Annotated in this window: 9 protein-coding genes; 4 read left to right on the forward strand and 5 right to left on the reverse strand. The window is 65.0% G+C overall.

From position 1 onward, the window contains the following. The first annotated feature begins 42 nt into the window (after positions 1 to 42). Positions 43 to 297 (forward strand): CsbD family protein, encoded by a 255-nt coding sequence (locus tag FIV34_RS17495; RefSeq protein ID WP_139984799.1) that lies wholly within the window; start codon positions 43 to 45, stop codon positions 295 to 297. A gap of 70 nt (positions 298 to 367) precedes the next feature. On the opposite strand, the gene FIV34_RS17500 is transcribed toward FIV34_RS17495, so the two are convergent. Next, positions 368 to 616 (reverse strand): hypothetical protein, encoded by a 249-nt coding sequence (locus FIV34_RS17500; RefSeq protein WP_139984800.1) that lies wholly within the window; start codon positions 614 to 616, stop codon positions 368 to 370. Positions 617 to 1,232: 616 nt separating this feature from the next. On the opposite strand from FIV34_RS17500, the gene FIV34_RS17505 reads away from it, so the two are divergent. The 3 genes from FIV34_RS17505 to FIV34_RS17515 are packed head-to-tail and all read left to right on the forward strand — an operon-like array spanning position 1,233 to position 6,664. Further along, a complete protein-coding gene (locus tag FIV34_RS17505) occupies positions 1,233 to 5,597 on the forward strand; it encodes an RHS repeat-associated core domain-containing protein (RefSeq protein WP_170207648.1) in 4,365 nt (1,454 codons plus the stop codon). Next, positions 5,594 to 6,448, forward strand: coding sequence for a hypothetical protein (locus FIV34_RS17510; RefSeq protein WP_139984802.1), 855 nt, complete (start codon positions 5,594 to 5,596; stop codon positions 6,446 to 6,448). The genes FIV34_RS17505 and FIV34_RS17510 overlap by 4 nt, the downstream gene beginning before the upstream one ends. Positions 6,449 to 6,457: 9 nt before the next feature. After that, positions 6,458 to 6,664 (forward strand): hypothetical protein, encoded by a 207-nt coding sequence (locus FIV34_RS17515; RefSeq protein ID WP_139984803.1) that lies wholly within the window; start codon positions 6,458 to 6,460, stop codon positions 6,662 to 6,664. A 41-nt stretch (positions 6,665 to 6,705) separates the two neighbouring features. Here the strand turns inward: FIV34_RS17515 and FIV34_RS17520 are convergent, their stop codons facing one another. From FIV34_RS17520 to FIV34_RS17535, 4 genes are read right to left on the reverse strand one after another with little or no spacing between them, the layout of a single operon-like run. Next, entirely contained in the window at positions 6,706 to 8,826 is a 2,121-nt protein-coding gene (locus FIV34_RS17520) for a site-2 protease family protein (RefSeq protein ID WP_246058665.1), read from the reverse strand. After that, positions 8,823 to 10,202 (reverse strand): efflux RND transporter periplasmic adaptor subunit, encoded by a 1,380-nt coding sequence (locus FIV34_RS17525; protein ID WP_139984805.1) that lies wholly within the window; start codon positions 10,200 to 10,202, stop codon positions 8,823 to 8,825. The genes FIV34_RS17520 and FIV34_RS17525 overlap by 4 nt, the downstream gene beginning before the upstream one ends. A gap of 4 nt (positions 10,203 to 10,206) precedes the next feature. Next, entirely contained in the window at positions 10,207 to 10,962 is a 756-nt protein-coding gene (locus FIV34_RS17530) for an efflux RND transporter periplasmic adaptor subunit (protein ID WP_139984806.1), read from the reverse strand. Positions 10,963 to 10,986: 24 nt separating this feature from the next. Then, positions 10,987 to 12,876, reverse strand: a complete 1,890-nt coding sequence (locus FIV34_RS17535) for a TolC family protein (protein WP_139984807.1) — start codon at positions 12,874 to 12,876, stop codon at positions 10,987 to 10,989. Positions 12,877 to 12,883 lie beyond the last annotated feature (7 nt).

The raw sequence follows: 12,883 nt of genomic DNA on the forward strand, positions 1-12,883 counted from the left end.
CAGGCACCTTCCCTAGGGTCAATATGACGGACGGAGCAAGCCATGAACGAAGATCAGATCCGCGGTGCAGCCAATACCATCGGTGGACGCGTGCAGCGCGCCGCCGGCGCCCTTACCGGTGACCATGGACTCGAAGGTGAAGGTGCCGTCCGCGAAGCCGCGGGCCGGGTGCAGCAGAAGGCCGGCGACGCGGTAGACAGCGTGCGTGACGTCGTCGCGCATCGTCCGCTGGGTGCCATCCTCAGCGGCTTCGGCATCGGCATCCTGGTGGGGCTGCTGATCGCTCGCCGCGATTAAGCCAGGCGTAAGCGATGAAAGGCAGGAGCGCATGCGAGTGCGCTCCTGCTTTTTTGTGCGCGTGTACGGGTTACGACGCGTAGTGGGATTTCAACTGGCCCACGGTCACGGGCAGCTCGGTCGGGTCCATGGCCTGGAGCACCACCCACTCGCAGAACGAGGCATGGGTCGGCAGGTCGAAGGCGATGTACCGGTCCAGCGAATCGATCACATCCTCGGGCAGATCCACGAGGCGGGTCCCGTCATCGACATCGGCACACACCCCCAGGATCACGTTCAGGGGCTCGAAGGTCTCGATACGTACAGCGGCCAGTGCCATCAGGGGTCTCTCCGGAAGGTCATGGCCTTATCTACGCTTATCGGATGACCGTCCAGTGCGAAACATATGACAAATTGTCGTTAAACCCTGAACCTTATCGTGCCCTTACGAAAAATCGCACATCGTGCTTAGCGGTATTTGCCGAGGCCCGTCTGCTGGAAAAGGATCAGCAACGCGCCGTCGATCCAGAGGCGGCCGAAGCTTTCGCGGGTACAGCCCCCCCCCCTTGCGGGCCTCTGGAACCTTCCTCTCGGCCCTGCTCATTACGAATTTCCTTATCCGGCCGCGCGTTAACCGTGCGGAGCGACCGGTCGATTCTCCTCGTAGTGTTTTCTCACTTTTCGCCACGGCGAGCGCGCAACCGAAGTTCCCTGCCATCGCTGTTCGCGCATGAACTGCGCGTCTGATCGTCAGTCTTGTAACGACCAGATGCGAAAGATCTCCTCGCTCAATTTGAGAGTATTCCTACTAAAAAGCGCGACGTACGGGCCATTGCGCAGGGGAATTCGGTGAGGCATCACGAAGGCATCTAGACTCCGCCGCCTTCGTCACATCTGGACAGCTCATGCCAAGGACATTCACCGGCACACGTCGACTCCTTTCTCTCGCCTTGTGCATGCAAGCTTCGAGTGCTGCTGCCGATTCGGACGCTTTCATCGAATACAAGGCCCCGATTTTCGACGGCCCCGCGTTCTACTCGGCCGACAAGATCGCCGCGGGAACGGCGTTAATGGATAGCGACTGCCGGGTGAGTTCTTACACCAGCTGCTTATTGGACCATGTGTCGGTAGGAAGCCAGAGCTGGATCGCGGCCTACTCATACGTCAACTCGAATGGAAACCCAGGCTACGCCCACGAAATCGGAACCATGGTCTACGGATGCTCCGTACCAGGAACGTTGTTCGTTACCAGCGGCTCGACCGTCTGGGGCCCCTACGACAATCACTACCTGGGTGTTCCGACGTGGGGCACGGCCGTGTGTCGCGGCGTTGATAAGGATCCCGAATCGCGGACCGAACGGCAAACAGAACTTGGCAACGGTGAATGCGGGACACGACCTACCGTAGGAAATCCTATCAACGTCGGCGTCGGAAACAAGTTCCAAGAAATCGCGGACGTGCCGCGTACCGCGCACTCCGCGCTCAACTGGTCCCGCTTTTACAATAGCGGTATCGCGCTCGACACGTCGGACAACGAAGCTGAGTCCGCCTACACCGTGCCCGCCACAGCACGCCTCGGTAGCCGGTGGAGGGGGACATACGATCGCTCTCTGGTTGACCTCGCAGACAAGATGACTGTGCGCCTTCTTCGACATACAGGCGAACGTATCGATTTCGTCGAAGAACGTGGAAAGTACAAAAGCGTAGCCGATCCACGAGGCTTGCTGACGCGTGCATCGTCTGGATGGGTCTACCGTGCAATCGACGGCGGAGTGGAGCGATATGACGCACAAGGCCGACTTATCGACATTGATCCCGGCACCAGCTCGCACATTCACCTGCAGTATGACGGCGCGCTCGTCGCAGCGACCGATACACAGGGTCGCTCCTTGCAATTTGAATACGATGAAGCCGGTCGATTGGAAAATGTACGCGACGGGACCGGTGTTGTAGTGAGCTATGCCTATTCCGATCGAATCGATCGAAAGGCCGACTTGGTGGAAGCGACCTACGCTGATGGTCGGTCGCACCGCTATACCTACAATGAACCATCTTATGTCGATGCACCCCTACCCCATGCTCTCACCGGCATCTTCGACGAAACGGCTAAGCGCTTTGCCAGCTTCCGCTACGACGCCTCGGGTCGTGCGGTAAGCAGCGAGCACAACAACGGCACCGATCGGGTCACCCTGGCCCGTGCCGCCGACGGCTCGGTCAGCGTAGCTGGCCCCACCAACGCCGTTCACGGCTACCGCTACGCAGAAGTGCGAGGCGTGCGCCGCCTCGTGGGCGTCGACCAGCCCGGGGGTGCGGGCTGCGGTGCCGCGTTCTCGAAGCTGGAGTACGACGACGGCGGCAATCTCGCGCGTAGCACCGACTTCGACGGCCGTGTCACGGAGTACACCTATGACGCGGATGGCCGTGAAACGAGCCAGACCGAAGCCGTCGGTACACCCCTGGCGCGGACCACCAGGACGGACTGGCATGCGTCGTTGATGCGCCCAACGCGGATCAGCTTGCCAGGGCAGGAGGAGCGCCTGACGTACGACGACGCCGGCAACCTGACCCGTCGCGAGCTCTGGGCAGCCATCGACCCCAGCCAGAATGACGCACCCCTCACACTGTCCCGGACCTGGAAGTTCACCTACGACGCTGATGGTCGCCTCATTCAGGAGGAGGGTCCGCGCAGCGACGTTTCGGGTATGGCAGTGCTCAACCGATACACCTACCGGACGGCGTCGGCAGCCAACTGCGTCCCCAACGGTGCCTGCGATTACCGCAAGGGCGACCTCGCTACGGTCGAGAACGCGCTTGGCCAGCGGACTGACGTTCTTCGCCTGGATGCCGCCGGTCGCATCTTTTCACACCGAGAGCCCAACGGAACGGTGGTCGACAATACCTATAACGCCAGGGGCTGGCAGCTCTCGGCCCGTGAAACGCGCACTGACGGCGTCGTCGCCACCACGTCCTTTACCTATGACGAGCGCGGCGACGTCGCCTCGATCACCGACGCTGACGGCGTGACAGTCCAGTTCGAGTACGACGCCGCCGGTCGCATGGTCAGGATGTCAAACCCTTCCAATCATCGTCTGGTGCTCGATCTTGACAAGTCCGGGCGGCCCGTCACGGAGACGACATACGACCAGTTCTTCCAGAAGACCCAGGTCAAGCGGACCTTCGATGCCCTTGGCCGTCTGGCCACCGAGCAGGGCGACGGCGCGGGGCTCGTCAGCTTCACCTACGATGAGGTTGGCCGTCCCACAGGGACGACGGATGGGGACAGCCGCCGCGACGCGTCGACGTATGACGCCCTTGGCCGACTCCGGGAATCGATCGACGACCTTGATGGCCGCAAAGCCGCCGTCACGGTGACCCACGACCCGCTCGATCAGGTCAAGTCCATCACGGACCCCGACGGCGTGACGACTCGATATCTCGCCACCGGCATGGGCGATCTCTCGCACGTGGATAGTCCCGACGGGGGCGAGGCGTATGACGAGTACGACGCTACGGGACTCGTCGTCCGCCATGAAGGCGCCGGCGGCGTAGGGTCGTTCAACGTCACCCGCGACGCCCTCAGCCGCCCGCTCAAGATCACGTATGCCGATCCGGCACTCAACGCCACGTTTACGTATGACGTGCCCGGGGCCACCTGTTCCGGTGACCATCGGAACGGTATCGGCCGCCTCTCGACGATGTCCACGGCTCGCAGTGAGACGGCTTACTGCTATGACGCCGAAGGGAACGTCTCCCGGAAGACCCAGCGTTGGGATACGACGCAAACGTCAGTGACCTATGCCTATACGAAGGCGGGACGCCTGGCCTCGACAGGCTTGGACGGCACTGCGAACACCACCTACCGATACGACGTCGACGGAAAGATCAACGGTGTCACTGTCGACGTCGGTGGTTCCCGGAAAGAACTGATCACCAAGGTCGCCTACCGTCCGTTCGATAGCATAGAGAACTGGACGTACGGCAACGACCGGACGCTTTCCATCACCCGCGACAAGGCAGGCCGCGTCACCGGGTGGGGTGGCATTGACCCAGAGGGTTCGAATTACTGGCTGGATACATCCCCGGGCGGCCGGTTTCGTGCCGACGTCGCCCGTGGCTACGCTTACGCGTTCGGCCAGGACGGGCTCGACTACCTCAATGAAGTACGCGACTACAACACGGGCAAGAGTCTGCTTGCCTTCGATTACAACGCCAGCGGCGACCGTCTCGCCGTGCGTGGCGGCGGCGCATCGAATGGTTACGGCTACCAGGCCGGGACGCACCGACTGACACAAGCCGACGGCAAGGCGCGTCGCTATGACGACGCTGGCAACCTCATTGTCCTCGGCGACGCGACCCTGTCGTATGACGCCACCGGCCGCCTGGCCTCTGCCAGCGAAGGTGGGAAGCTCCTCGTGTCCTACGGTTACGACGCCGAGGGCAACCGGATCGCACGCACCGTCACCTCGTCGGGAAAGACGACGATGACTGTCCAGGACGAGGCGGGCCGGTGGCTCGCCGACGTCGATGCGTCGGGCCGGGTACTTCAACAGGGCGTATGGATGGATGACCTCCTTGTCGGCGTCGTGGCCGACGGGAAGCTGTACTACGTTGCCCCCGACCACCTCGGGTCGCCGCGCGAGATCCTCGACCCGGAACGTAATGCCATTGTGTGGCGGGGGTTGCACAACGCCGACCCCTTCGGCTCGACTCTGCCGGACGAAGATCCGGACGGCGATGGCATGGCCTTCGTGTTCGACCTTCGCTTCCCAGGCCAGCGCTACGACAACCTCACTGGCCTTCATGCCAATGGGGCGCGCGATTACGACCCGACGACAGGTCGATATATTCAGGTAGATCCTATTGGCCTGGGTGGTGGCGTGAATCCCTACCTGTACGCCAACGGCTCGCCCCTCACCTACAGCGACCCGGATGGTGAGATCGGTATCGTAGGCGCGATCCTCGGAGCCGCCTTCGAGATCGGAATGCAGGCTTACGGCAACTACCGACAGGGATGCGGTGTGCTCAATCTCCGAAACTACAATCTCAAGCACGTAGCCATTTCCGCCGCCGCCGGTGCGGTTTCGCCAGGCCTCCTCGCTGTCGGAAGGCGCGTCGTCACGTCGGGACGGGCACTTCGCACGCTGAATGCGCAACTTGCTACAGCACGAACACCCAATCGCATTACAAAGCTGCAAGTGAGGATCACTGATCACCACACCAAGATCCGGGAAGTCGCCGTGCCGCAGGCCAGCTTCACGGGAATCAAAACGGCCGGGAAGAAGTTGACCGAGACTAGCGGCTCGTGCGAGTGCAGCCAATGAGCCGCACCTGGATCTATACGCTAATGGTCAGTGTCATTGCGTTCTTCACGGACTGGATTGATTACAACCTTGGCGGCATTGCGCTCTTCGCGATTGGCATCCCCTACATCCTTCTTTCCCGCTACGTGGCCGACCGCTTTGGTGACGATGGAAGAGCAGACGCGTGGCGGCTTCGTAGCCGGATGCACGTGATGCGGGACCTGGTGCGGAAGACGTTTGGCTTGCCGCCGATCAGGCGCAGCTGGCCCATGACAAAAGCTGGCGAACGTAAACGTTCGAAATCAATGGGAAGCGCCTTCAGATCGGAGATGCAGCGTGCAGTCATATCCGATCTCCGTTGCCGAGGATTCGAATGTTCTCCGGCGGATCGTGGTGCTTACGATCCGCGCTTTCAGCAGCGAACGTATCCATTTGGATTGATGCGTCGTAGGCGCGACTCGGGCATTGATGTCGTCGAAATCATGATGCACGGGTTCGCCCCATTCAGCTTCTACATACAGTTCTTCCGTACACCGGACGACTCGCCTGATTCGCCTCTGACGGACCCTGTGGATGTTTTCGAATCGCCTAATCCGGACTCGAAGTACCTACTCTGCGCGTCAACGCTGGGTCGACAGCTTCACCGACTTGCACCGCCCGGTGGCGCGGCGGATGCGGAGTATCTGGCCAGCGCGGTGAACCGCGTTGCCAGCCTTTTGCCGCAGATCGACGACATGCTGATATGGGGCCGCTTTGGCTCCCACGTGACGGCCACGGGGCACGGTCCACTGCGGCGGAGCACCCGACTCGCCACGTGCCTTTATGTCGTTGGCATGGTCGCCATCGTTGTCATTTACGTAGCACTCGGGTGATCAAAGAACATGTGCATACCTAAGATCGACTACCGCCGCACGGCCAGGACGGCGTTCTACGCCGTGGTCACTGCCGGCCTGACGACACTCACCGCGTGGCTAACGACCACCACCCTGGTCAAGTACGACCTTGAGCAGTGGGTGCGTTACGACTTCAACCTTGTGTGCGTTCTGTTCGTACTTTTGGTGCCGATGTTCTGGAGGCTCACCAGGTAGGGTCGCGCACAGGGTGCGCTCCTACAACGGCGTATCGGGGCCTAGCCGTCTTTGCCGAGGCCCGTCTGCTGGAGCAGGATCAGCAACGCGCTGTCGATCCAGCGGCGGCCGAGGCTTTCGCGGGTGCCGGTGATGTGGACGCTGACGAGTTGTTCGGCGGGGAGCGTGGCGGTGCCTTCGCCTTCCACGCGCACGCGGTAAAGCACGTTCGCGGGGCGGAGTTCCTTTGCAGGGGCCGTGGGATTGAGGTTGATCGGGCCGCCGTGGGTTTTGGCGAGGGCGAGGCTGGGCAGGTGTTCGAGGGCGCCGTTGTCGACGGAGACGACCTTGCCGTGCAGCGGCGTGGATGAGCCCTGCGGGTACACCGTGGCGTCGTTGCCGAGGGCGAGGCGGGCGCGATCGGCTTCGGAGACGAGGGCTTCGACGCGCCAGCGCGTGCCGCCGACCACCGTCGCCATGCGTGCGCCGGGGGAGATCCAGCTGCCGTTGAGCAGGGTTTCGTCGAGGTCGCGGACGACGCCATCGCTGGACGCGACCAGGCGCAGGCGGTGCAGTTCGGCGGCGCTGGCAAGACGCTGCGCGCTGTACTGATCGGCCATGCGGTCAGCAACCACCTGCTTGGCGACGCCATCGCGATCCAGCGAAGACGCACCGCGCGCGGCGGATTCATACGCGGAGCGCAGCGCGGCCGCCTTGGCGTCGTCGTCCTGCGGGGCGGGCGCGGAGAGTTCGAACAACGCCTGGCCGGCTTTCACCGTTTCGCCGTTGTGCACAAGCACCTTTTCCATCAACGCCGGGTACGGCGTGAACACCGGCTGCTCGAAGCCGGCTTCAACGACGCCTTCGCCGTGCACGGTGGCCGACCACGGCACGAGCAGCACCAGGGCGGCGACGCCCAGCACGGCCAGCCAGCGGCGCAGCACGGGCCAGCGGATCTCGGCGCGGCGATGCCACCACACCCGGACTTCTTGTTGCATGGGTTTCACCACGAACGTCATGATTTCGACGAGGAACAGAATCAGGCCCATCGCCTTGAAGAAGGCGTGGTACACCACCACCGCGATGCCGACGAACAGCGTGAGTCGGTAAAGCCACGTGGTGAAGGCGAAGCCGGTAAGGAAGGCGGCGAACGGACGCGACACCGCATCGGGACGCGGGTCGTCCATGCCCAGGAAGGTTCCGCGCACCCAGCGCTTCGCCCAGCGTCCCGCACGCTCGTGCAGGCCGGGGTAGTCCAGCGCGTCGGCAAGGATGAAGTAACCATCGAAGCGCATGAACGGACTGGCGTTCACCGCCAGGGTCAGCACCCATGCCGTCGTGCCGAGGAAGAACAGCGCATTGCGGAAGTTGCCGTCCGGCGCGAAGGACCAAAGCAGCGTGCACCACGCCGCCAGCACCAGCTCCGCGCCAACACCGGCGGAGGCGATGGCGAGGCGGCGCTCGGATCGCTCCAGCTTCCAGCTCTCGCCCGTGTCGGTATACGCCATGGGCCACATCACCAGCAGCGCCACGCCCATGTGGCCCACGCGCACGCCGTGCTTGGTCGCGACAAACGCGTGGCCGAATTCATGCCAGCACTTGGAAAACACCAGCGCGCCGGCGAAGGCGAACACACCCTCCCAGCTCAGCGCGCCGCGCAGGTTGGCCTGCACCACGTCCCACTGGCGCCCGGCGAAGATGAGCCCGAGGACGGCGGCGATCAGCGTGGCGATGAGGAAGCGCGTGGTGAACATCCACTGCACATACGGCAGCGCCTTGCGCAGGAAGCGCTCGGGGCGCACCAGCGGGATGCGGATGAACAGGTAGTTCTGCAGCAGCCAGTGCCCGGTCGACGTCGCCCGCTTCGGCTGTGCGCTGCGCAGCAGCTGTTGCTGCTTCAGGAACATCGCGAACTCGACGACGTCCTCCGGCTCCGGCTGCAGCGTGGTCGTTTCGGCCACGGCCTCGGCGATGCGCGCCGGGTCCGCCAGGCCCCAGTGCTGCAGCATTTCAAACTCGAGCCAGCCCACGCGGAAGAACTGGTTACGTACCGGGTCCGACAGATGCCACGCCGGCGAGCCGTCGCGATTGCGCCCGGCGGCGTGGATCTTCAGCTCGTCGCGCAACGCCGGCCACGGCGGCGCCGCGCCCACACCCGCCGCCGCGAGTGCCGCGTCGCTCATACCCCGGCCCATGCGCGCACGGTGGCGAGCGGGCGACGCAGCAAGAGATAACCGAGCACGCTCCAGTGGCCGGAGACGCGCGCCGTGCCCTGTAGGCCGATGCGTGCCGCCTCATGCGAGCCGTCCACCGTGCCACGCAGCACGTAGCTAGCCACGCCGTTCGGCGCTTCCACCGGCGCGTAGCCGGCGTATTCCAGCCGTGCGTCGACCGGGCTGAGCGGTGCGGTCTTCAGGAACACCGTCATCGGTGCGCCGCCTTCCAGGTTGGTCGGCTCGCCCACCGGTGCCCAGGCGCGCACGCCCAGGGTGTGCGGATCCGCGAGCAGGCCGATGCGCTCGCCCGTCTGCACCGGGCGGCCGGCCCAGTCGTCCGGGTCCGAGTACACGAACACGCCATCGGCGGGCGCGCGCACTTCAAGCTTGGCCACTTCGCGCGTGAGCGAAGCGACGTCCACCTCGCGCTCGTGCAGCTTGCCCTCGGCCATGCCCAGGTCCGCCTTCGCGTTCTGGCTTTCGATCGCCTGCTGCGCGGCCTGGTGCATTTCCACGCTGGCCGTGGCCAGTTCGGCCTGGGCCACCGCGAGCTTGTTGCGCAGCGTGGTGTCATCCATCTCGGCCAGCACCTGCCCTGCCTTCACCGGCGCATTGGGCAGCACCACCATGCGGCGGATGACGCCCTCGCGCGGCGAGGCGATCACCTGGCTATGCAGGGAGATGATCTCCGCCGGCACCAGCGTGTATTCGCGCACGGGCAGCAACAACACCACCAGCACGCCGGCGAGGATGTAACGCAGGCGGCGCCCGCTCGTTGCCGCGCGCCACCAGCGCTGCACGCGCGTCGGACGAGCCACCAGCGACCACCAGGCGTAGCCGTACAGGCCAGCCATTTGCAGCAGCGCGAACTCTTCGCCGTCCGAGGTCAGCTGGTTCGGCCAGGGCTCGTCGCGGCCAAGAAAGAGCAACGCGCCGATGGACTGGCCCGGGCCGGAAAGCGGCAGCACCCACACGTGCGCCGGGAACCATTCGCTCCAGCCCGCGGCGAGATCGGCATCGAGCATCTCCGGCGACAGCGGCAGCACGCGGGCACCCGCCGGCAGTTCCGCGCAGCGCGCGAGGATGGCCTTGGTCACGCCCGACAGCCACAACGCATACGGCGTATTCGGATCCACATCCGCCAGGCCCGAGTGCGCGACCAGGCGCGGCGGCCGGGCGGCCGGCAACGCCACCAGCGCGGCCTGGCGGTAGTCCACCAGCAGGCGGGTGTCGTTGCACGCGGTGAAGCCGAGCTCCGCCGCCGTGGTGGCAGCTTCCACCCGCGACGCCAAAGCGTAGAAACGCGACGACGCAGGCGTGTTGCCCGCAGGCTTGGCGGTCATCGTCTTAGCCCTTGCCCGGCGTCGCGCGGCCGCTCATGCCCGGCAGCACGCGGCTGGTATCGCCGGTGAAGTCCGCTTCAATCTCGATGGTCTGGCTCACCGCATCCACGCGGCCGCTCAGCCGGGTGACGGTGAGCTGGTAGCGCTGGCCGGTCTCGTCCACCGTGGCGTCCAGGTGCGCGCCCGGCTTCAGCCAGACGATCCAGTTGGACGGCACGTTGAGGCGCGCCTTCGGCGTGCCGGTACCGACGAAGTCGATCACCGGTGCACCGGCGGCGACGCCCTGCCCTTCCTTCACGTGCACGCGCGCCACGCGGCCGTCGAACGGCGCGACGAAGCGGCACTGCGCCAGCTGCGCGTCGATGATGCGCAGCTGGCCCTTGGTGCGGTTGACGTCGGCGGCGGTGAGTTCCACTTCCAGCGCGGCGGCGGACTGCAGGCCCTGCAACTTGGCCTTCGCCTCGTAACGCAGCTGGGCGGCCTTGTACTCGGCATCCGCGGCGTCGTGCTTGGCATCGAGGTCGCTGCAGTCAAAGGCGACCATCGTCTTGCCCTTCGCCACGCTGTCGCCGAGCTGCACGTACACCTTCGACACCCGGCCCGGCGAGGCCGCCGACATCGGGCTCTCGCGGTCCGCGACCACCAGGAAACGCACCGGCGCCTGCGACCCCGTGGCCGCCGGCGCGTTCTGCGCCAGCACGCCTGCCGAACACCCGAGGCCCAGGACCAGCACCGCGGACAACCCCATCAACGTCTTCATGTTTTTCTACTGCTGCTGCGTGAATTAAGGAGTGGTGGCCGATGCCGTTTCCGGGGCGGCGGACAACTGGCGGAGCTGGTCCAGCACGGAAAGCACGGCGGCCTCGGCCAGCGCGCTCACCGAACGGGTGGTCACGTCATCCGGCAGGTAGCTCAGGTACGACTGCTTCAGCACCTGCTTGCCGGCCTTGTCCTGCACGGTCACGTCCCACTGTGCGCGGGTGGTGGCCTTGCCGCGCGAGGCGGTGTAGTGCAGGTCCACGGCGAGGCTGTCGTTGCCATCGCCGAGGGTGAAGCGGTTGCCGGTGAGCACGTTGCCCACGGCGCTGCGGACGGCCGTGCTGTCGACCTTGGCCGGCAGGCCGGAGACGCTCAGCTGGAACGGACGATCGACGTGGGTCACGTCGGCCACCTGGGTGAACACGTGCTTCTCGCCGTCGATCAGGCTGGCCTGGATCGCACGCGACAGCGTCGGCAGGTCGCTGCCCGCCACTTCCGCCGGCATCAGGTCGATACCCACCGAGTTCAGCACGCGGCCGTAGGCCGACTGCGCCGAGGCGTACGAGGAGGCTTCCTGGAAGCGCGAGACGAGCGAGCGGGCCTGCGTGCGCAGGGTTTCCAGGTCGCTGGTCAGCTGGTTGCTCGAGCCCGCGCGGGCCACGCTGGCCAGGCGCTGGTCGACGCTGGCCGATTCCTGCGCGAGGTTGTGGTCGTACACGGCCAGCTTGTAACGCTCGGCCGAGACCCGCACCTGGGTGACCACGGCCATGCTCAGGGCCATGCGGCGTGCATCGTCCACCGCCAGGCGTGCCTTGTTGGTGCGCTTGATCGCCGGGATGCTGGCCAGGCGCACCAGGTTCATGGACATGCTCAGGCCGCCCTGGGTCCAGTTCTCGTTGTACAGGTACTTGTTCGAGTCGTAGCCGATGCCGCCGAACAGGTTGAGGTTCGGGAACAGCGCGGTGATCTGCTTCTTCGCCTCAAGCACGTCCACGCGGGCCTTGTAGTCTTCCTCGCGCAGTTCCGGACGCTGTTCCAGCGCCATCGTCTCCAGCGAATCCAGGCTGGACGGCAGCGGGGCCAGCTCGCCTTCGCGCGCGTCGGCCAGGGTGAACTCGGTGCCCGGGGCGAGGTTCATCAGCGCGGCGAGCTCGCGGCGGGCGAACTCCATCTCCTGGCGCTTCTCGGTGACCAGGGTCATCGCATCGAGCAGCGCGCGCTGGTATTCCAGGCCTTCCACCGGCGGCAGGATGCCGGCGCGTTCGGCCTGGCGGGTCTTGTCGAGGGCGGCCTGGATGTTGTCAGCCACGGTCTGCGATTCACCCAGCAGGCGCTGCGCGCCCAGCGCACGCCAGTAGGCGTCGCGCACGTCCTGCACGATGTTCTGCAGCACCTTGCGGCGGCGCTCTTCGGTGACGTTGACGTCTTCCGCCTGCTGCTTCGCGCGGTAATAGCTCAGGCCGAAGTCGAGCACGTCCCACGAGAGCGTGGCATCGGCGAGGAAGTGCGCGCGCTCTTCCGAGGTGGACGGGCGCAGCGAGACCACGCGGTCCTGGATGCCGATGCTGGTGCCGCCGGAATCATTGCTGCGCCAGCGGTAGCCGGCGTCCGTGGTGAGCTTGGGCAGCATGTCCATCTTGGACACGTCGAGCAGGCCCTGCGACAGCGCCGTCTCCATCAGCTTCAGGCGGTAATCCAGGTTGTACTTCAGCGAGCGCGCCATGACGTCCGAGAGCGTCAGCGGACCGGTGATCGCGTCCTGGCCCTTGTACATCACCTGCTTGTCGTTGTTGACGCGGGTGACGACTTCGTCGTGGGTGAGCGGCTTGGGCGTGGCGATGCCGCAACCGGTGAGGAAGACAGCCAGCGCGACGGCGGCGGCAAGCGGGGCGAAACGCAGCGAGATACGGGACATCGGTCGG

Source organism: Luteibacter pinisoli, from assembly GCF_006385595.1.
Taxonomy (GTDB): domain Bacteria; phylum Pseudomonadota; class Gammaproteobacteria; order Xanthomonadales; family Rhodanobacteraceae; genus Luteibacter; species Luteibacter pinisoli.